Below are 21,637 nucleotides of genomic sequence, written 5' to 3'. Positions count from 1 at the left end.
TAAAAAAAGGAAGAAGTATGCGTGATATAAATACATACTTCTTTCTTCGGTCTTAATATATTGCTATTACTTCTTCTTGCCCTGATTAGCAACTGCATCCATCAATTTCTTGATTTCTTCAGGGTCTCCCAAGAAATAGTCTTTTACAAGGTTTAATTCATCATCGAATTCGAAAACATAAGGTACTGCTGTCGGTAGATTCAGGCTTACGATGTCTTCGTCTGAGATGTTTTTCAGGTATTTGATGATACCACGCAAACTGTTTCCGTGAGCAGCAACAATAATTTCGTCATGGTTTACCAAAGAAGGATAGATTACTTCCAACCAGTAAGGAAGAATACGTTCTACGGTATCTTTCAAAGCCTCTGTTTGAGGAATAAAAGCAGCAGGTACTCCGGCATAACGTGGGTCTTGCGATGCCGATCTGGGGTCTGTTGGCTCTAATGGAGTAGGCGGTACATCGTAGCTACGTCTCCAGATAAGAACTTGTTCGTCACCATATTTTTCAGCAGTTTCTGCTTTGTTCAGTCCTTGAAGCATGCCATAGTGCTTTTCGTTTAAGCGCCATGATTTTTCTACAGGAATCCAATCCAGATCCATTTGGTCGAGGATTGTATTCAATGTTTTGTTAGCTCTTTTAAGGAACGATGTGTAAGCTTTTTCAAACTTAAAGCCTTCTTTCTTCAATAGCTTTCCTGCTTTGATGGCTTCTTGTACTCCGTTTTCAGTCAGGTCAACATCTGTCCATCCTGTAAAACGGTTTTCTTTGTTCCATGCACTTTCTCCGTGGCGAATCAATACTACCTTTTTCATCTTTGTTTTGTTATATTAAAATTGCAATTTTTTTCGAATAGCAAAGATATTTAAAAATTGATGGAAAAACAATTCCTCTCAGCGAATAAATATCCATTCCTTATCGTCCGACAAATGTGGCGCAAATGTGTATCCTTCTGTATCGAATCCTTTGAGGTGTTCTACATCTTTCAGTTGGTTCTGAATGATAAACCGAGCCATCATACCCCGGGCTTTTTTTGCGTATACCACTATTTGTTTATATCCTTTATCTGTTTGCTGCTTAAAGATAGGAGTTATTACTCTATGGCCTTTTGGCAATAGTTTTCGGTTGATGGCTTTAGCATACTCTTTCGATGTCAGGTTTACCCAGATATTATCATCCGCTTTCATCTCTTTAGCCAGATATTTACTAATAGTATCTGACCAAAAGGCATATAAGTCTTTCCCTTTGTCGTTTATCAACGGTATCTGCATTTCCAGCCTATATGGTTTTATTAAGTCTAAAGGACGTAAAACTCCATACAAACCAGATATATGCAGAAGATGCTCTTGTGCAAAATCCCAGTCCTTTTCGGTAAATGACTCAGCATCTAATCCTTTGTAGGCTATGCCATTATATGCTAATGCAGCTTGCCGCTGAGGTGTTTTGCTGAGCGAAAAAGCGTGGATATATTGATATACATCATGTGCCAACTGAGGGTTGATACTCATTAATGATGCTATTTCGCTCACCGATATGCCTTCCATCGACTTATAAAGCTCTTTGGCTTCTTTGGCATAGAGTGGGGTAGTAGCCTCTTTCTTATGTATAGGTTTCTCAAAGTCTTGTAACTTAGCCGGAGATAGAGTTATAATCATAAATTTACTTTTTAGTTAGACTTGATGCTATCCTGTTTAACGGATTTGATGATGATATTGTTCTCTATTTGATGATGGTTGCCTTTAACTGTAATTTTAACTAAAACCTGACAAAGTTGTACAAGCCCCTCTTCGTCTCCCCAAAGGGGAGAAATAGCTGACGCAGGAAATTGACTTCTCTTGTTCTAACTGATCTAAATTTTAACTAAAACCTGACAAAGCTGTACACTTGTCATTTCCTCCCTATTGGCTTCGCTAAGCCTCCCATTCGGGGAGGTTTGGAGGGACTATTTTAACTAAAACCTGACAAACTTGTACAACTTTTTTCTGTTACCCAATTGTCATTATTCAATCTGCTTGACTTCGCTAAGCCTACCTTTCGACAAGGTTGGAGAGACCTGTATATAGATAAATCTTTCTTGCTGATTTGTATTTAATAATGAATGATTGAAGCCTTTATTTGTCTTTTCTTGGCTTCGGGTGTTGTTTGGGTTGCGGCTTCTTGCCCACAGCTTTTGATTTTCCTATTCGGGGTCCGCTTCCTGTTTTTTTCTTCTTTTTAGGCTTTTCTTTTTCGTCTTGTTCTGCATCGGCAGAAGAAGCTATAGCCATTTTTTCAAGCTTGGCCTTTGGTGTATGTTTAGCCACACTGCTTGCTTTGCGGTAATCGTTTCTTATATCGTATTCCTGCAACGCCTTATTCATTGCCTTGTTGCTGTTGGCTGGCTTTTTGGCTTGAGTTACGTCTTTCGATTTTTCCAGCAGATCGAATAATTCTTCCAATTCTTTCTGAGTGAGATTTCTCCAGTTGCCTTGTCCCAGATTGCCTAACTTGATATTCATTATCTGAATGCGTTCCAGTTTAACGACTTCGTAATCGAAATACTCACACATACGTCTGATCTGACGATTGAGTCCTTGAATAAGAGATATCTGGAATGTATATGGATTTATTTCCTTTATTTCGCAACGGCGGGTAACTCGGTCGAGGATTGGCACTCCTTGCGCCATTTTTGTAAGGAAATCTTTTGTAATAGGTCTGTGTACTTTTACCAGATATTCTTTTTTGTGGTTGTTGCCTACACGAAGTATTTTGTTTACGATATCCCCATCATTTGTAAGAAGGATTAGCCCTTGCGAGTCTTTATCTAAGCGGCCAATAGGAAATATACGTTGCTCGTGACTTATATATTCTACTATATTATTGCTTTCCTGAGTGTCCGTTGTGCTGACTACTCCTACAGGCTTGTTGAAAGCTATGTATATAGGCTCTATCTCATTTTTAATAAGTTCGCCACGTACTTTCACTTTCTGACCGGGAAGTATACGCATTCCGATGTTAGCCCGTCTGCCATTAATTGTTACATGTCCGTCTGCGATAAGCTGATCTGCTTCTCGTCGCGAACAGTATCCCGAAGCACTAATATATTTATTTAGCCTGTATTCCATATTTTGAAATTCGATGAATTATTATAATTATCAAGTTGATATTCCCTGTATTAACTCTGAATAAGAGCCTGTCTGATTTTTCCTTTATTATTCCATTCCGTATTTTATCTGATCGAATAGAAATGGAAATAATTGATCTTCTACTCCATGACTTAACAATGTCGCTTTATCGGCATTGAACAGGAACAGAAAATTGTCGAAGTCGTTATCTTTATATAATACGTGTTTGTAAAATTCTATCGCCTCCTTTTTGTTTCCCATACATAGCTCTACATGCCCTGCGTTCAGATAATCATGTATTGTTGGCTTGTTAGCCAGTATTAGTTTGTAATACTTTTGCGATATATCATATTTTTTCAGAAGGAAGGCTGTCCATGCAATAGGCCGCTGAGCTTTAACTCCTTTCGAATCCAGAAATTCAACTTTAAAGTATGTATTCAACGCTTCTTCGTTATTACCCATTTCCAGATAGCAGTGCCCAATGTTCAATTCTATATTTACATTGTCGGGAGTCAGTTTTGCTGCTTTCAGATAGAAATCGAGAGACAGATCCGGTTTTTTAATAGTACGGTATATCTGAGCTATACGCTTTATGATCCATGAATTGTTTGGCTTCAACAAATCTGCCTGTAGGTAAGCCTCCAATGCCTCTTCTGCATTGTTTAGCATTTGACGGCAATATCCTATTTTTTGCCATACGTCTTCGCTATTACAGTCGTTTTCTATCAGTTTTTCGAATATATACAGTGCCTCGCCAAAATTGTTTTTATCAAAACAATAGTGCGCAATCTGTTTCATGCTGTCTGTGTCCGAAATAAGTGGCGCAATAGATTTCTTCTCATAAAAGTTGAGACTGAGTCTGAATATATCATAGAAACTGTTCCTGTAAGGATTCAGTTTGAAAAAACGATAAAGATCCTGTATATATTGGTTCGAAATTACATCTTCGTCTATAGTCGGGTTCATTGCCTGCGCTTCTTTCTGCAATTGCTTTATTTCTTCCGATTCGGCTCCCATACGCCCCATCATCATTTCGCGTTGGGACGATGATATCTGAGCCAGACTAAGGCAGAAAGAATATTTGTCCGAATTGCACATGTGACCTGAGTCGAGTACTGCTGTTTTCAGTAAATTATTTTTGCTGTCGTTAGGGAATAACATCGCAATCTCCGAATATGAAGGGTCGAAAGGTAAGAACCAATTGCTCATTTCAGAGAAAAAAGGAAAGCTCTTTAGCCCCGAGAAAGTGGAGTGAAATACATCAGCTCCTTCCATTTGCAGATTGGAATATTCTTGCAGTTTCTTTCCCAATCCCGATTCTTCAAGCTCTTTTTGCCATTCAGGATTCTTTTCCGAAAAGTCTGAGTCTCCTCCCATGAGTTCTTCCATGTTTAGCTTCCGTCCGGCTAAATTGTTGAACTTCATCATTTCGGGTAGGATTTCCTCCTTTATCTTTTTTGTAATTTCTTCTGTTTCCCTAGAGCGAATCAACTGAATGATTGTTCGAATAATTGCTTTTCTGAACACCTGATTTTCGGACAATATATCCAATCTGTTCTGCAATTCAGGATATAAAGACCAGCGAGAGTCGTACATTTGCATAACGACCACAAGCCCTACAATCGCTCTTGCTCTTAGCTGCATATTATCAACACCGGCTGCATGCATCAGTATTTGCACTTTGCGGGTATCGAAGCGGTGAAAGAGATTAAGTGTCAGTGCTGATATGACAATACATTTTTCTCTTACTGGGCTGTCTATGTTGTCTAAAATAGCAATGTAATCTTTTAGATCAGCATCGCTAGCCCGTGCAGAGACAAAGATTGTATTAAATATCTCTGCTCCTATTCGTTCCCTTCTTATTGCGAGATCTTTCTTTTTTTGTGCTTTTTCATCTCCTTCTTCCAGTAGGTCTATCAAAGACAAAGAATCTGCAATATCTTTCAGTTGGTTAAAGCAATCATTTAGAGTATTACTTTTCAAACTGTTGATTCGCAGCTTCTCGTAAAAAATATTGGATGACTCAATCTTTAATAATTCATCAGCAGAATCGTCTGTCAATTCATACAGAGATCGGACAAGGTTTCGATATACTGTTTCTCTCTGAGTATCTTCTACACCCTCGAATAGATAATGCAGCATATATTTGTAATTTGTTTCCAAATCACTCAGCGTTTCCGAAATCTTCCAGTCTTGGGTGTTAACCGTTAATTTAGCTAACCCTTCGAAGGAATCCTTTAACTGTCTTTTTGACAGGTTTTGTAATATTTCTTTCTTTAATGATATAATATCGCGGCTGTTCATGTATGTATATTCTGCTATTTGATTATCTACTCACAACTAGGAGCTGCATTTTTTGAATAACAAAATGTTTTTATAAGTCAGTCAATATTAATGTAGATGGCATAGCTTTTATTAATTTTATGTCCATTGCCTCAAGCTTTTTCCAGCTGCCTATGCTGAGTATTATGAGATCGTGTTTTTGTAATATGCTCTCATCAACCGGTATATTGTTATGCCACGCTTGGAATAGATATGGGTTTGCAGATTTTACATCCCTAACCGATTTCACGAAATCGAGGCTCTTGTCAGCCAAATGTATAGAGTCCCATAGTGTGATCCTTACATTCGAATTTCCAGCTAATCTTTCTAAAAACTGACCTATAAAAGAATCATCTTCGTCTAATATAGGCACAAACACATTTTGTATATCTACTAATCCTCTATCAATAAATATGCCAACTTGCATGTCAGTCTTCGAAATAATTCGTCGTGTCCGATCATCGAACGGAGATACGGATAACTGTCTGTTAGATGCTGTACCCTTCCATTTTTGAATCAAGCGATTTAGTGTGTCTTCCAGTGTGTTCGAAAAACCTATAAAACGGCTTAATATATTATTATCAGATACAGTATATCCTTTACTCCCAATTAGAACAAAGTCGTATTCTCCTTTGTTTGCTGTTTTTATAATACTTGCTTGTCGGTCGTTAGTGACTTCAAATATTTTTGTAATCTCTTGGTTTAAGCTTTTAGCTTGGTTTATGATCGGTTTAAAAACAATATCTTCTTCTTTTTGTATATTGTATTGATGCAACAGGTTACCTTCGGTAGTATGCAACATGGCAACTTCTGACGAGGTTTGCTTTTTCTTTACAAGATAATGTGCTACCAGTAAAAGTTTTCTTCCTGTTTCGGGACTGGCAAAAGGAATAAGTATTCTGAATTTTTCCTTTTGATTGACTTCTGATTTTGAATGCTGCCTCTTAAATATCCTGTCTATTAGGCTGAGGCTTGGCGATGTCATAAAGGTTGTACCTAAGGCCATAATAACCATCATTGCAAAGACCTGAGGAGTAAGTATCCCTAAATCGAGACCTATATTTAGTACAACAAGCTCCATTAATCCTCTTGTATTCATCAAAGCGCCTATGGTAAGGCTGTCTTTCCAACTCTGCCCTACAAAGCGAGCTGCAAAGGCACTGCCCAAAAACTTACCGGTTATAGCAACAGCTATAATAAGTCCGCAAATGAGCCATAGGTGGACAGTGTTTAGTAGTCCTATCTCAGTTCTTAAGCCGGTATATACAAAAAACAGAGGAAGTAATACTATCAGTGATACATATTCGATCTTTTCAGTAAACAAATTCCTGAACTTTGTGTCGGAAGGCATAATTACTCCTGCCAGAAAGGCTCCAAAAAGAGCATGTATTCCGATAAGTTCTGTTGTATATGCCGAAATGAATAATAATATGAAGAATGTAGCTGCAGTAGACTTGGTTATGCTACTTTTAGAATGTTGATGCTCTACCATCCGTTTAAGTACAGGACGAACGACTTTGAACATAACAATAACGTAAGTTACAGCCATGAGGATAACAAATATAGAACTGGAAAACGATCCGGCTTTTACTATTGCTATTACTGCTGCCAGCAAGCACCATGCGGTAATGTCATCTATGGCGGCACATGTGATAACAATAGGTCCTATAGGTAATTTGTTTATACCTTTTTCGTGTACTATGCGTGCCAGTACAGGAAAGGCCGTGATACTCATGGCGATTCCCATAAACAGCGCGAAGGAAATAAAACTCACTTGTGCATGAGTAAATTCTTCGTATATAAAATATGCCAGAATAATGCCCAATGTGAATGGAAAGATAATACTGGCATGACTTATTATTACAGCGTTCTGGGCTCTGTTTCTAATCACTCTCAGGTCGAGCTCCATCCCTATTATAAACATGAATAGAATTAGCCCTATCTGGCTGAGAAGCCCTATGTTGCCAAGTGATGATGGCGGGAAAATCATTTGAGAGACTTCTGGAAAATAGTATCCGAGTAAAGAGGGACCTAGCACCACTCCTGCTATAATTTCACCTATAACCGTAGTTTGTCCTATGAGTTTACATAGCCACCCAAATAGTTTTACTACTATGAGAATAACGATGATCTGAAGTAACAAAGTAATAGTGGGAGTTGCTATGTTTTCCAGTAGGTTTTGTAAAAAAACATTCCAAGCCGACAGGTCTCCACCGTTATTTAAAACGGTGCCTTCCGGTACTTTTTCCAAATTGGCTTTTCCAGTATTTAATGTGATGAGTATTAATATAGAAAATACTCCTATCGTTGTTATGTAAAATAATAGGTTTTTATATTTTTTCATTTAACGGCTTAATCTTAGCTTCCTTTCGCAAAGATACAATTTTTATATGATAAATAATTGTATAGAGATATTTGTTAAACGCAATTTTTAGTTTTATATCTTTGTGGAAAATTAACAAACAGATTTCTATGTTCCATCTTGATTTGTATATGCTTACTACATTGCTTTCGTCAGCAGCTATACTTATTATGGGAGTGTGCCTTGGCGTGGTTTCTGTACCAAAAGATAGTGAGTTGAAAAACTATCGTATTTCGAGGCGTTTTTTGTCGGTAGCTTATATATTACTAGCTTTAATCGGGCAATTAGAAATATTAGGGGATATAGACGAAAATGGGCGGTCTGTATTGGCTTTTACTATAATTGGTGCTTCTTATCAATCTATGCTCTTCACTTTTTCTATTATAACGCTCATTAACATGAGTTATATGACTAGAAAAAGAGTTTTGTATAATCTTATTCCTATAACATTGCTATCAATAATATTACTTACTGTATCAGAAAAAGTATTTTATACTATATTCTATATTGCAACGGGTCTATATTGTATGCAATTGATAATTTACATATGGATGTTTGTGAAGGAATATGGTAAATACACTCAGAGGCTAGATAATTTCTTTTCCGAGAATGAGGAGCGCAGGGCTGTTTGGATAAAACAATCTTTTTATATGGCTGCTTGTGTCGGAATTGTTGCCATTGTGTCACTTTTTCTCAATAAGGAGCTATATACTATTTTTACTGTGCTTTATGCTATATTCTATATCTATTTCGGAATCAAATATATCAATTATGTAACATTATTTCATCGTATTGCGTTGGCTGTAGCTACACCATTGCCTGATCATATTACCCCTGTCGATAGGCAAACGAATCAGACGAATGACGATATTGGCTATTCGATCGAGCAGTGGATTGCAAGAAAGGAATTTCTGATACAGGGAATTACCCTAGAATCATTAGCAAAAGATTTATATACCAATCAGTTCTATTTGTCACGTTATATAAATTCCACATACAGGCAAAATTTTCGTTCATGGATAAGTTTTCTGCGCATAACAGAATCTCAGCAACTGCTTATTAATAGAAGTGATTTGACAATAATAGAGATTGGCGAAGCAGTGGGCATACCTAGTAGTAGTTCTTTTTATCGTCACTTTCAGAGCGTCACAGGAATGACCCCACAGGAATATAGAAAACAATACGCAGAAAGTCCCTTCGCTGACTAGACTGAACAACTCTTTTAGATATATTATCTCTAAGTAGCTACTTACCTTTTATTCTCCAAAAACACTTGTTTCCCAAAACTTGCGTAATGTTTTTAAGTTTTGGGAAAGAGTGAAGTGTGCCTCTAGCCTATCTTTGCTGAGGTTCTTCCATCCAAGTCTCAATACTTTAATTTATAAAACTAGAATGTATGAAAACAACAAAATTTTTCACGTTATTATTTGTAGCTTGTATAGGTCTGTTACTTACTGGCTGTGACAAAGATGATGATGATAGTTCGCAACCGGCAGAAACTGACCTTTCAGGTATAACCATTGATCAAAACGGAACTCTTGGTGGAGTAATTACTATCGGCGAAAACGGAAAAGCTGTTGCTAACAAAGCAATAACTTTATCGTATCGTACCTATGGTGGTAATGGAACGGCTACATCTACCGATATTCTTTTAGGTAAAACCAATGCAGCAGGAAAAGTAACTGTAACAGGTAATGTGACAGCGCTGCCTCGTAAAATTCAGTTCGGTATAAATAATTATACTGCTTCTGTAATTGTTACTCACGGCACTGTTCCTGAAGGCTTCCTTACTGGTTATGCAGTTTCTAGCGGAGCTGATTTAACATGGGATAAAGCTAAAGAATTTAGTGCCTTTCATGGAGGCAGACTACCTCGGATCAATAATGTTGACGCAATACCTCAAAATAGTTTTACAGATAATATGCCTGTAGATGGTTTTGGCAAAATTTATGGCTCTTGGCCGTCAGGAATACCCGAAGACATGGATTTTATCTATTGGACTGCAACAGAAGATGCCAGTTTTCCTGGTCAAGCATTAGGAATCTCAAGCTTTGGATATATTGTTCCTGCTATTGCTCTCAAAAGTACAATACTTCGGGTGGTTTGTATTCCTTGATAAGCGATTTTAGATAGAGGATCAATGCTGCGGGCGCTTATGAGAGCCCGCAGCATTGTTTTTAATTATTATGTTTTGATTCTGTTGACTTACCATTCCTTTCTGATAAACAAATAAAGATTATTTGATGCGGTTGTCCTATCTTAGTAAAATATGTATATTTGAAGAAAATTACCGAAAGATTTAATTTTTATATGGATGCAAAGTCGGTTTGATATTTGCCACTAAAGAATGTGAAATGTATGATACTTAAATCGTTAAAATATACGCGCTATGTAGGGGAACCCCGCGAATGGAATATCGTGGGTAAAGAGAATGGTTACGCCAGTTTCGAGAATATCAATCTGCTTGTAGGAAAGAATGCTTCAGGCAAAAGTCGTACCCTGAACGTGATAAGAGAGATTGCCGGATTGCTTAGTGGGCGTACTACTCTGAGTGAGGTGTTCAGTCCTAGTCAGTCTTTTGAATTGGTATTTGCTGCAAAAGGTATTTCTTATAAATATACTCTTCGGTTCAAAGATCGAAGAATAATAGAAGAAACTCTTGTTGTAGATGGAAAAATGTTTATAGACAGAACTAAGGGGGTTTTTCTTGACCTTAAAGGTAGCGATATAAGTAACAATATATTCGATTCTATAAATGAATCATCTTTGTTGATATGTATTCATGATAGCGAAGGTAATCTGTATTATGAAATATTAGTAGAGTGGGGCAAGTCATTGAAAAACTATCTGTTTGCCAATCAGTTTGAGAAAAATAAACAGGTGAAAGACTATACCCGAATCGATGGCGGTGATCCCGGTATTGAAGGATCGGAAATACTTATCTATACCTTCTACAAGGGCAGAGAGTTGTTTGCCGATAAATTTGTATCTGAGATTGTTTCAGGTATGCAAGAGTTAGGTAATTCTGTTACTAACATAGATATTATTGAAAAGAAAGGTTATTACGGCTTGTGTGTAGAAGAGGAAGGAAAATACCTTGTTTCACAAAGAGATATGTCGCAAGGAATGTTTAGGGCTTTGGCTCTTTTGATAATGCTAACGTATGCCCGCCTTAGCAATTTGTCTTTGTGTATGCTTATCGACGATATGGGAGAAGGGCTCGACTTCGATACGTCGAAACGGATGATGGATATTGTTATAAAGAGAATTAATAATTCCAATCTTCAGTTTTTTATGACCACCAACGATAGGTATGTGATGAATCAGATACCATTAAAATATTGGAATGTTATAGATCGCGAAAACTCAAAAAAATCGGTTTTTTATGACTATGCAAATTCGAAAGAGATATTCGATGATTTTGAATATACCGGGCTGAATAATTTTGATTTTCTGTCTACTGATTTTTATAAGACAGGCTTTGGTCAAATAGATGAAGAAAACGATTGATGAGACGTATTGCTTTTTTTGTTGAAGGACAGACTGAGCAGATTTTTGTAAATCGCTTGATCAAGGAAATCCTGGGAACAACACAGATAAATATTTTGCAAAAACAGTTTAGGGGAGGTGTGAGCATTCCTAAGCAGGAAATTGTGCGAAACTCTTCTTTTTCGCGAAATCCAAAATATGAGGTGCTGATATTCGACTGTGGCGCAGATAATAGAGTAAAGTCTGAAATAATAGAAAATATCTCGAATTTGCGAAAAAGAGGATATGGAATGATTATTGGATTACGCGACTTGTATCCTATTCCTATCGATAATTTAGAGAGGCTGGAAAAAGGTTTACGCTATTTACCGCATCACCTGAAAAAAGATGCGCCTTTCTATGATATGATTATAGCTATACATGAAATAGAGGCATGGTTTTTGGCCGAAACAAATCACTTTAAGAAAATAGATAAACGCCTTACAGGACACTTTATAAAAGAACACCTCGGTTTCGATCCTTATGTTATAGATCCTGAATCGAGGGAGCATCCTGCAAAAGATCTCGATAATATTTACAGACTTGTAGGTAAGTCGTATACAAAGAAGTATAATGCTACTACAAGGGTTGTGAATAAGCTGGACTTTAATCATATAAGAAACAATCTTCGTTACGATTTAGAACCTTTGGATAAACTGCTTAAAGTTGTAGAGAGCTTCAAGTCGCAGAAGTAAAGAATTATTATTGCCTGCCTAAGATTGAAATCCTCGCATCAAAAGTTTATAACTTTTCGGAAATAGGCTATATTTGTATATTAAATAAATAACATATAGAAGCATGAAAAATATCTTAGGGTTACTCTTTACAGCGTTGTTTGTTGTTACGGCAAGTGCACAGCGTTTGGAATTGAGAGATATAACTGCCGGAAAATATTCTGCAAAAGGAGTTCAGTCTGTAGTATCTTCTGCCGATGGAGAGTCGTACTTTCAGGCAAATAAAGAGTATTCCATGATTGTGAAATATTCTTATAAAACAGGTCTGCCTACAGATACAGTCTTTAATGTAAAGAAAGCCCGTGAATGTACATTCGATTCTTTTCAGGGATTTCTTATAAGCCCCGACGAGAAACGATTGGTGGTATATAATGACTACGAACCGGTTTATCGGCACTCTTTTAAGGCAAACTACTACTATTACGACATACGTCGTAATCTTGTTCGCAAGCTGACAGAGCAACCTGGTAAGCAGTCTATACCGACGTTTTCGCACGATGGACGTATGCTCGCTTTTGTAATAGACAATAATATTTGGCTTGCGAAGTTCGACTACGATACCGAATCGCAAGTGACCAAAGATGGAGAATGGAATAAGATAATAAATGGAGCTACCGATTGGGTATATGAAGAAGAGTTTGGTACCACCCGACTTATGGACTTCTCAGCAGACGGTCGTTTGTTGGCATTTGTTCGCAGCGATGAAACGAATGTACCTCAATATTCGATGCAGATGTATGAGAATAAATTATATCCGTCTTTGTTTACATTCAAATACCCAAAAGCAGGAGAGTTTAACTCAAAGGTGACCTGTAATGTGTTTGATATAGATTCAAAGACTATTCGCAAAATGAATATACCCGAAAATACAGAGTATATTCCACGTATAGAGTTTTTACCGACAGGCGACGAATTGGCTATATTTACACTAAACAGAGAGCAAAACAAATTTGATATGTATCTTGCTAATGCCCGCTCATCTGTAGCTCGTTCGGCTCTGCATGAAGATAACGACAGGTATATTGATTCCGATTTTATAAACTCTATTAATTTCTTTGGCAATCAGTTTACCTATCTTAGCGAAAAGAGTGGTTATACTCAGCTTTATTTGTATGAAACTACAGGGGTAATGCAAAAACAGTTGACCTCCGGTAATGTTGATGTAACAGAACTTTTAGCAATAGATCCTATCTCTAAAGCAATATTTTACGAAGCGGTGGATAAAACACCAATGCAAAGGGCAATATATAAGGTCGATATAGTAAAAGGAGCTATAACCAAACTATCGGCTAAAGCAGGAACAAACTCTGCGCAGTTTAGCAAAAATGGTAAATATTATATCAATAGTTATACTAATCTGTCTACTCCACGAATTGTTACAGTACACGATGCCATAGGAAAAGAGCTTCGGGTATTGCAAGACAATAGTGCTTTGAAAAATACTCTGGCTGCAATCAGTCTACCTACAAAGGAGTTTATAACAGTAAAGGCAGCCGACGGACAAGATCTGAACGGATATATGATAAAACCTGTAAACTTCAATCCTTCGCAAAAATATCCTTTGGTTATGATTCAATATAGCGGGCCTAATTCGCAACAGGTTGTAGATCGTTATGGCATAGATTGGACTGACTATCTGGCAACACAAGGCTTTATTATAGCCTGTGTAGACGGACGAGGTACTGGCGCTCGGGGGCAGGATTTCCGTAAGTGTACTTATATGAATCTGGGGATATACGAATCGGACGATCAGGTGGCAGCAGCCAAACATTTTGCTTCGTTGCCGTATATCGATGGCAGTAAAATTGCCATTTGGGGATGGAGTTATGGAGGTTACAATGTGCTGATGAGCATGAGCCGTGGTAATGGAACATTTAAGGCAGGTGTGGCGATAGCCCCTGTAACCGATTGGAAGTTTTATGATACTGTATATGCCGAACGGTTTATGCGTACACCTCAGCAGAATGCTGCCGGATATCAGGCTGGATCTCCTATCAATTTGGCAAATAAACTTGAAGGAAACTTATTGCTTATTCATGGGTCGGCGGATGATAACGTTCATTTCCAAAACTCAATGAATTATGCTGCGGCATTGGTAAAAGCGAATAAGCAATTCGATATGTTTGTGTTTACAGACAAAGATCATTCTATACGTGGTGCAGCTAATAGGGCTTATTTGTACGAAAAAGTTATCAAATACCTTAAGACGAATATGTAAATAAATAAGATATAGAAATGGAAAGCCTCTTAGTTGTTAAAATTGAGAGGCTTTTCACTTCTGTAAATCAGAATTATATTAAATAATTGGCTTACGAAAATTATATGTATAAATTTGTTCTCTGTAAAAATTAACAAATGGGAAGAAACTTATTCTTACTTATTCTTATTTTATACCCTTTGTTTTCATTTGCTCAAAAAGTGAATGTATCGGGCAATGTTTACAATAGTCGTAAGCAGCCTGTCGAACTTGTTGTTGTTTCGCAGACAGGAGCATCGCAAGGCGTATATACAGACAAAGATGGATACTTTCTATTACCTGTTACAGTGGGCGATACGGTAAGAATAGTTTTCTCGTACATTGGTTATCAGAGACAACAATTTATTTTTCCTACCCTCGATAAAAATATTAATTTACATGTAACACTGCAAGAATCTGATAAAAGCTTAGCACCTGTTACAGTAGAGGGACAGCGTATGGTTACTACCGTTATTGAACGAGTCGACTATCTGGCAACAAATCGTCCATCCAATCCTTGGGGTGGATTGGAAGCACTTCTTGCCACAATGGGTGGAGTTAGTTCCACAAACGAGTTGAGCTCGCAATACACGGTTCGAGGGGGTAATTTTGATGAAAATATAGTTTATGTAAATGGTATAGAAATATACCGACCGTTGCTTGTACGTTCGGCACAACAGGAAGGACTGAGTTTTATAAATCCGAATATGGTGCAATCCGTAAACTTTTCGGCGGGAGGATTCAGTGCCGAGTATGGAGATAAGATGTCTTCTGTTCTTGACATTACATACAAAAAGCCAAAGCGTTTTGAAGGATTGGTTTCTGCCAGTTTACAGGGAGGAGAAGTATATGTAGGAAATTCTACAGAACGCTTTTCGCAGGTTACGAGCATTAGATATAAGACAATACGCTCTATGCTGAAAACAACGGACACCAAAGCTGAGTACGATCCCTCTTTTCTTGATTTGCAAACATATATTACTTATGCACTCTCTACCCGATGGGAAGTCGGATTCCTTGGTAATTATGCCTATAATACATACGAATTTACACCTGAGACAAGAGAAACAAAATTTGGCACATTGATGTCTCCTAAATCATTTATTGTTCATTTCAATGGGTGGGAAGAAGATCGTTTCATAACCTATCAGGGTGCTCTTACTCTTAAAGGTAAAATAAGTGACAAACTCAATCTTGGGCTTATGGCGTCTGCCTTTTCTTCCGATGAGCAGGAAAAATATGATATACAGGGTCGTTATGTACTTGCCGACACTAATATTTCAGGTAGTGGAGGTGGAGGAAATTCATCGGATAACGGAGCTCCTCTGGGTGTAGGCAGTTACCACGAGCATGCTCGTAATAAGTTAAACTCTGATGTCTATACATTTTCTCATTTTGGAGATTTAAGGCTCGATAATAATCTTTTAAAGTGGAGACTTACATATAGAAATGAGAGAATAAAAGATAAGATAAAAGAATGGGAAATGCGCGATTCGGCAGGATACTCTCTGCCTAGTACTGTCGGCGATATAAATATGTACTCGAATCTACGGTCTGACAATCGTATAACATCTTCACGCATATCGGGATACATACAGGATACATATACATTCGATACTCCAAAAGGACTATTTATTCTCAATGCTGGAGTGCGAGCCAACTATTGGTCTTTCAATAAAGAACTTATCGTTAGTCCGCGTATAGCATTGGCATTTGTGCCCGAAGGAATGAGCAATCTTTCTTTTCGCATAGCGGGAGGAGTATATTATCAAGCTCCTTTCTATAAGGAATTTCAGCGTATAAAAGATGTTGATGGAAGCAACGTTGTAGAATTGAACAAAGATATAAAGTCTCAGAAATCATATCATTTAGTTTTGGGAACCGATTACTATTTTGGCCATAACGAAGAGAATAAGATTCCGCCTTTCAAGCTTTCAGGCGAAATCTATTATAAGAAGCTTTCTGATTTGATACCTTATACTGTAAATAATGTAAAGGTAAGATATGCCGGAGAAAACATATCGGATGGTTACACAATGGGAATGGATATGAAGCTGTATGGCGAGTTTATTCCCGGAGCAGATAGCTGGATCAGTCTTTCTTTTATGAAGACAGAGCAAGACATAAACGGAGTAAAAGTACCTTTGCCAACCGATCAAAGATATAATTTAGCTTTGTTTTATCAGGATTATTTTCCTGGATATGAACGATTAAGCATGAGTATGAGAGGGTTGTGGTCACAAGGGTTGCCCTTGTCTGCACCTCACAATGGTTATGAAAAAGGTTATTTTCGTACTCCCGATTACAAAAGGGTAGATATTGGTTTTTCATGGCAACTTCTTGGAGAAGACTTTGCTATTCGCAATAGAAACTCATTCTTGAATGCTTTTAAAAATATATGGATAGGTCTCGATGTATTCAATATATTCGATATGCAAAACACCAATACTTATTATTGGATTGCAGATGTATATGGACAACAATATGCTGTGCCTAATTATCTTACAGGCCGACAAATTAATATTAAACTAATAGCAGGCTTTTAACTTATTTAAGAGTCGAAATGCAGTTAGCCTCGTTTTAATAGTTAATTTTGTTATTAAACAAAAAACGGAAATTATGGAGAATTTTTCAATGGTAAATCCCGTTAAAATTATTTTCGGGAAAGATACTATCGCACAAATTGCAAACGAGATACCTCAGGGTAGTAAGGTGTTGATGACTTATGGTGGAGGCAGTATCAAGAAAAATGGAGTTTATGATCAGGCTGTTAACGCTCTGAAAGGTTTCGAATTTCATGAGTTTTCGGGAATAGAACCTAACCCGCATTACGAAACCTGTATGAAAGCCGTTGCTTTGATAAAAGAAAAAGGAATTGATTTTATATTGGCTGTGGGTGGCGGTTCGGTACTCGATGCTACAAAATTTATTGCGGCAGCAACATGTTTCCAAGATGGTGATCCTTGGTTGATTTTAGCGAAAGGTGCGAAAGTGAAAAAAGCATTACCTTTCGGAGATATTATTACTTTGCCTGCTACAGGATCGGAAATGAATTCGGGTGGGGTTATTACTCGGGCCGAGACTCAGGAGAAGTTAGCTTTTTCCTCTCCGCTTACATTTCCTAAATTTTCTGTACTCGACCCTACTACTACCTACAGCATGCCTGTTCGTCAGATAGGTAACGGAGTAGTGGATGCCTTCGTACACGTGATGGAGCAGTATCTTACCTACAATGAGGGAGATTCGCTTTTACAAGATTATATGGCAGAAGGTATTGTGAAAACTCTTGTGGCAGAAGGGCCTAAAGCCTTAAAGGATCCAACCGATTATGATGTACGTTCTAATCTGATGTGGGCCTCTACATGGGCTCTTAACGGGTGGATAGCTTGTGGTGTTCCGGAGGACTGGGCTACTCATATGATAGGACATGAGATCACTGCATTTTTCGGGCTCGATCATGCACAGACTTTGGCTATTGTTCTTCCCGGAGTGATGACAGTATTGAAGGAGCAAAAGAGTAAAAAAATACAACGGCTAGGTAAAGAAGTATTCGGGATAGAGGGTGCTGATGCGATCGCAAAAACGATAAAAGCGGTAGAACTGTTTTTCGAAGAAATGGGTGTGAAAACACACTTGTCTGATTATGGTTTGGGTGATGAGGCTATAGACAAAGTTGTAAACCGTCTAGCCGAGCGAGGATGGAAGCTAGGCGAATGTCATAATATTGCACCCGAAGTTATAAGAGAGATACTGACTATCAGAAAATAAAATATAGAAGATTTTTTTTATATTAATGAGAACTACAGGTCGTAAAAGCCTGTAGTTTTTTATTTAGTTATCTGTTCCTACATGTCAGATGTATGTGATTTGTCGTAATTGTGTATTAAACGCAGGCGAAGTTTGTCATATATCCAATTGTAGACAATAGTATAAGGAAAGAAATATATAAGCATACCTACTTCGAGCAAGAAAGCATCTATTAATCCCATACTAAACAGTATCGCTATCGTGGGTGCTGTAAGTACTATTAAACCTACTTCGAAAAGAGTGCCATGTAAAACACGGACAAATGGAGTTTTTCTGAAATTATATTTATTTTGAGCTTTGTCAAATACCAAATTGAATACATAATTCCATAACATGGCTATTATAGATACTATTATGGCTAATAGCCCTGATTCGGTCATAGGCTTTCCCGATATGAAAGATATGATAGGCGCACTTGTAATTACTCCTATAACCTCATAAGATACCGCATGGAATGTTCTTTCAAAAGGACTTCTTTTTCTTATATGCTCTATAAATTTCATTTATTAAGTCAGTCTCTTATATATAAGGAAGTTTGTTTTTTGTTCTTTTACTTTTTACAAATATTGGTAAAGATACACCATTTACAAGCTTCCCCTGTAGGTGTTTGAGTGAATGGTACTTTATCATCAAATATTTCTTCAAGGCAATTGTCGAAATAAGATTTGAATTCGTCCCGGTATTCTGCAAAATTAGTTATGCGTATGTCATTACGTCCTGATTTATTTATTACATCAGGATCGAACGACTTGTCGAACAGATTGCGTAAATAATAAATTCCCGGTTCCAACACCTTTTCTGGGTGATCGAGCATGTACAAGTGTGAATACATAAATACCTGCATCACAGCCTTTGGTCTATCCTTCATCTCTTTATCGAAAAGGTCTTTCATCTCCTTATAGCGTAACGCTCCTTTTCCTGTTTTATAATCTATAATGCGGGTATGTCCTCTCACTTCATCCACACGATCTATAATACCCTTGAGAGATACCGTTTTGCCCGAAGGTAAGGTGTAGTCTTTCCGTATTCTTTCTTCCGAATCTATATAGATGAAAGGAGTTAATCCTGCATCGGTGTTAAGAACCTGTTTTATATATTTGCGAAGCACTTCCCCTGTCAGGTAATTTTGCCCTGTCAGTTTTTTAATTTTATCAGTTTTGAAGTAATTCTCAGCAAATGAGCGTTCTATAGTTGAGGTCAGCAGTTTTTCATCTTTTTCCAGTTTTCGCAAAAGGTCAGCTGTTATCATTTTACCCTTAAATGGTTCGTACAACCATTCCATTACAGAGTGGAATATTGTACCAAATGTACTGGCTTCTATTGTTTCCGAAACTTCATCCTGTTCATCCATATTTTCCACTACCGAAAAATAAAACTGTAGCGGACAATTGAGGTATGTGTTTATCGAACTGGCCGACAGCCTTTTGTCTCCGCCTTGTAGAAAGGTATTCATTCTTTCTATTATCTGTGGCGTTTTCTTTACCTCTATAGCAAGACTCTCGGTAGAAGAAACTTTATAAACAGCCAATTTTTCTCTTATGTCGAACGATTCGCTGTATAAGTGTTTTATCTGACTGAAATAACGGCTTACTTCGCCCGATTGCAAACCTTCTGTACGAGTGTCATATAGTAAGTAAATATGTTTTGCCCGATTAATCATTCTGTAGAAATGATAAGAAAAGATACTATCCTGATGCTCGTAGGTGGGTAAGTCGAATCCTTTGCGTAGATTGTATGGGATGAACGAACTGGCAGCTTTTTTCAGCGGAAAGATGCCTTCATTCATCGACATTATTATCAGATTGTCGAAGTCTAAAGCACGTGTTTCCAGTACTCCCATTATCTGCAAACCCGAGAGAGGTTCTCCTGTAAATGGAATACTTATATTGGTAATCAGTTTTTTTAGAAGCTTCAGATATGTTTCGACAGTCATTTCGACAGAAACATTTTTAAGAGCTTCATCCATCTTATTGATGGTCTTGTAATACTCGATAATAAATTCACTCTCTATATCTACGGAACGAACATCTGTATTTTCATCAACCTCTTCATTGTTTAGAGATAATGTAGTATTCAGAACCGATAATATTTGTCTCAGATAATTTGGAATATCATGCCAGTTGTATATAGGGGTGAACACTATATTGAACAAAGAGTTTGTTTTTTGCAGCTCTTGAGCAGATACTACTACACGATTGTATTGCAGGATGTTCTTTTTAAGATTGTTTGCTGCTTCGGCAGCAGCACGTACAATATAACGGTGGTTGAGTATAGCCAATACCGGTTTGTAATAAAATCCGGTGTAGTTTTCAGATCTTCGTATATTCTTTTGCAATTCGAAAACCTGCTCCATAAGACCTGCTATCGAACTATTGCCTAGACTGTAACCCATTGTTACATTAATCTTATCTATCTCGGTGGGGATAGAATACAAAGCGGGAAGCAATAAATTTTCGTCGGGAAGAACCAGTGCGGTATTCATAGCTTTGTCAGACGATACTATTTGTCCTTCTTCTATCAAGTCTTTTAGTATAGAGTGTACATATTTTGCCTGCCCTACAGCCGAGGGAATGCCTATTAGTTCTACTATTGGTTTTTCCAAAGTTTGCTCTTCGGGCTGCAAGGATAGTTGAGAATGAAAAGTAACCTTATTCTTATCTATAAAAAAAGAAGCTTTATTGTCTTTGTCGCGCACGAGTGGGGAGGAGTAGTCCCAGTAGAAGTCAGCAATACCTTTTTTATTGAGGTGTTTTAATAGCATCTCTTCCGATTTGGTATGTCCGTTTAGTCCAATAAATATAATTTTCTCAAAAGATATTTTCTCTTCTTGTGGCTTGCTTATATTCTCTATCACATCTCTGAAAATCATACCTTCGTATGCCTGTCCTTTCTCTTGCAAATGTTTTCGCAACTCTGTGTAGAGTTGAAACAGTACTTCCCACATTTCCAGAAAGTCTTTCTTTTTTTCATTTTCTCCTATAGGAAGGAAGTTAGACCAAAATCTTCTGATAGCCTCTACCTGAGTCTCTGAAAGAAACTCGAACCCGGAGTCTATTTCTTTCAGATCGCTTATATTCTTAAATAATTGGTAAGCGTCTACCATATATTTGTCTACATCGTCGAAGTCGTTGAGAAGCATTTCACCCCAATAGTAGAACTCATCGAAACTCTCTGTAGAAGAACTGATTTTTTTGTAAATATCGAAAAGCAGAAACAGCATTTCTATGCGGTCGGCTTTGGTGTATGGGCTTAATTTCTGAAATAGATCGGTGATGGTTAGTATTTCTGGCGAAAATATCGGTTTTCGGGCAATCTGAGATAAATAATGCTGAAAGAAAACACCAGCCCTTCTATTCGGAAATACAAAAGTGAAACGACTTATTGCTGCGCCGTATTCCTTGTAATAGGCCTGTGCCACATTATAGAGAAATGGAATCATTTTATATTTCTTTCGGTATTTTTGAGAATTGTACAAATGTACTAAATTTTGTCTCCTCAAACGATAGGTAAAATCTTATTTTTAAGACTTTATGATACACGAAATAA

General features: G+C 37.4%; 14 protein-coding genes. 7 read left to right on the top strand and 7 right to left on the bottom strand.

Going from position 1 to position 21,637, the window contains the following annotated elements; all coding sequences use genetic code 11:
* Nucleotides 1-66 precede the first annotated feature (66 nt).
* The 5 genes from gpmA to BGC7_RS11005 form a co-directional block, all read right to left on the bottom strand.
* Nucleotides 67-813 carry a 2,3-diphosphoglycerate-dependent phosphoglycerate mutase gene (gene gpmA, locus BGC7_RS11025; RefSeq protein ID WP_050701646.1) on the bottom strand — a complete coding sequence of 249 codons (747 nt, stop codon included), beginning with the start codon at nucleotides 811-813 and terminating at the stop codon, nucleotides 67-69.
* Between the two features lie 78 nt (nucleotides 814-891).
* Nucleotides 892-1,653 (bottom strand): peroxide stress protein YaaA, encoded by a 762-nt coding sequence (gene yaaA, locus BGC7_RS11020; RefSeq protein WP_050701645.1) that lies wholly within the window; start codon nucleotides 1,651-1,653, stop codon nucleotides 892-894.
* 456 nt (nucleotides 1,654-2,109) lie between these two features.
* Nucleotides 2,110-3,102, bottom strand: coding sequence for a 23S rRNA pseudouridine(2604) synthase RluF (gene rluF / locus BGC7_RS11015; protein WP_050701644.1), 993 nt, complete (start codon nucleotides 3,100-3,102; stop codon nucleotides 2,110-2,112).
* Nucleotides 3,103-3,189: 87 nt separating this feature from the next.
* Entirely contained in the window at nucleotides 3,190-5,406 is a 2,217-nt protein-coding gene (locus BGC7_RS11010) for a tetratricopeptide repeat protein (protein ID WP_050701643.1), read from the bottom strand.
* 70 nt (nucleotides 5,407-5,476) lie between these two features.
* Nucleotides 5,477-7,768 (bottom strand): cation:proton antiporter, encoded by a 2,292-nt coding sequence (locus tag BGC7_RS11005; protein WP_050701642.1) that lies wholly within the window; start codon nucleotides 7,766-7,768, stop codon nucleotides 5,477-5,479.
* A 128-nt stretch (nucleotides 7,769-7,896) separates the two neighbouring features.
* Between BGC7_RS11005 and BGC7_RS11000 the strand changes: the two genes are divergently transcribed.
* The 7 genes from BGC7_RS11000 (at nucleotide 7,897) to BGC7_RS10970 (ending at nucleotide 18,052) form a co-directional block, all read left to right on the top strand.
* The gene (locus BGC7_RS11000; RefSeq protein ID WP_050701641.1) at nucleotides 7,897-8,994 is read left to right on the top strand and encodes a helix-turn-helix domain-containing protein; all 1,098 of its coding nucleotides are present in this window, start codon (nucleotides 7,897-7,899) and stop codon (nucleotides 8,992-8,994) included.
* Between the two features lie 188 nt (nucleotides 8,995-9,182).
* Nucleotides 9,183-9,902 (top strand): hypothetical protein, encoded by a 720-nt coding sequence (locus tag BGC7_RS10995; RefSeq protein ID WP_050701640.1) that lies wholly within the window; start codon nucleotides 9,183-9,185, stop codon nucleotides 9,900-9,902.
* Between the two features lie 242 nt (nucleotides 9,903-10,144).
* Nucleotides 10,145-11,296 (top strand): AAA family ATPase, encoded by a 1,152-nt coding sequence (locus BGC7_RS10990; protein WP_050701639.1) that lies wholly within the window; start codon nucleotides 10,145-10,147, stop codon nucleotides 11,294-11,296.
* Nucleotides 11,296-12,009, top strand: a complete 714-nt coding sequence (locus BGC7_RS10985) for a DUF4276 family protein (RefSeq protein ID WP_050701638.1) — start codon at nucleotides 11,296-11,298, stop codon at nucleotides 12,007-12,009. The genes BGC7_RS10990 and BGC7_RS10985 overlap by 1 nt, the downstream gene beginning before the upstream one ends.
* A 103-nt stretch (nucleotides 12,010-12,112) precedes the next feature.
* The gene (locus BGC7_RS10980; protein ID WP_050701637.1) at nucleotides 12,113-14,266 is read left to right on the top strand and encodes a S9 family peptidase; all 2,154 of its coding nucleotides are present in this window, start codon (nucleotides 12,113-12,115) and stop codon (nucleotides 14,264-14,266) included.
* Nucleotides 14,267-14,403: 137 nt separating this feature from the next.
* The gene (locus BGC7_RS10975) at nucleotides 14,404-16,830 is read left to right on the top strand and encodes a TonB-dependent receptor (RefSeq protein ID WP_050701636.1); all 2,427 of its coding nucleotides are present in this window, start codon (nucleotides 14,404-14,406) and stop codon (nucleotides 16,828-16,830) included.
* Between the two features lie 73 nt (nucleotides 16,831-16,903).
* Nucleotides 16,904-18,052 carry an iron-containing alcohol dehydrogenase gene (locus BGC7_RS10970; RefSeq protein WP_050701635.1) on the top strand — a complete coding sequence of 383 codons (1,149 nt, stop codon included), beginning with the start codon at nucleotides 16,904-16,906 and terminating at the stop codon, nucleotides 18,050-18,052.
* 77 nt (nucleotides 18,053-18,129) lie between these two features.
* Here the strand turns inward: BGC7_RS10970 and BGC7_RS10965 are convergent, their stop codons facing one another.
* The gene (locus BGC7_RS10965; RefSeq protein ID WP_050701634.1) at nucleotides 18,130-18,594 is read right to left on the bottom strand and encodes a PACE efflux transporter; all 465 of its coding nucleotides are present in this window, start codon (nucleotides 18,592-18,594) and stop codon (nucleotides 18,130-18,132) included.
* Between the two features lie 47 nt (nucleotides 18,595-18,641).
* Nucleotides 18,642-21,530 carry a PD-(D/E)XK nuclease family protein gene (locus BGC7_RS10960; RefSeq protein WP_050701633.1) on the bottom strand — a complete coding sequence of 963 codons (2,889 nt, stop codon included), beginning with the start codon at nucleotides 21,528-21,530 and terminating at the stop codon, nucleotides 18,642-18,644.
* Between the last annotated feature and the right edge of the window lie 107 nt (nucleotides 21,531-21,637).

It is taken from the genome of Dysgonomonas sp. BGC7, assembly GCF_001261735.1.
Lineage (GTDB): Bacteria > Bacteroidota > Bacteroidia > Bacteroidales > Dysgonomonadaceae > Dysgonomonas.
This window is presented reverse-complemented; position numbering and strand designations above follow the sequence as displayed.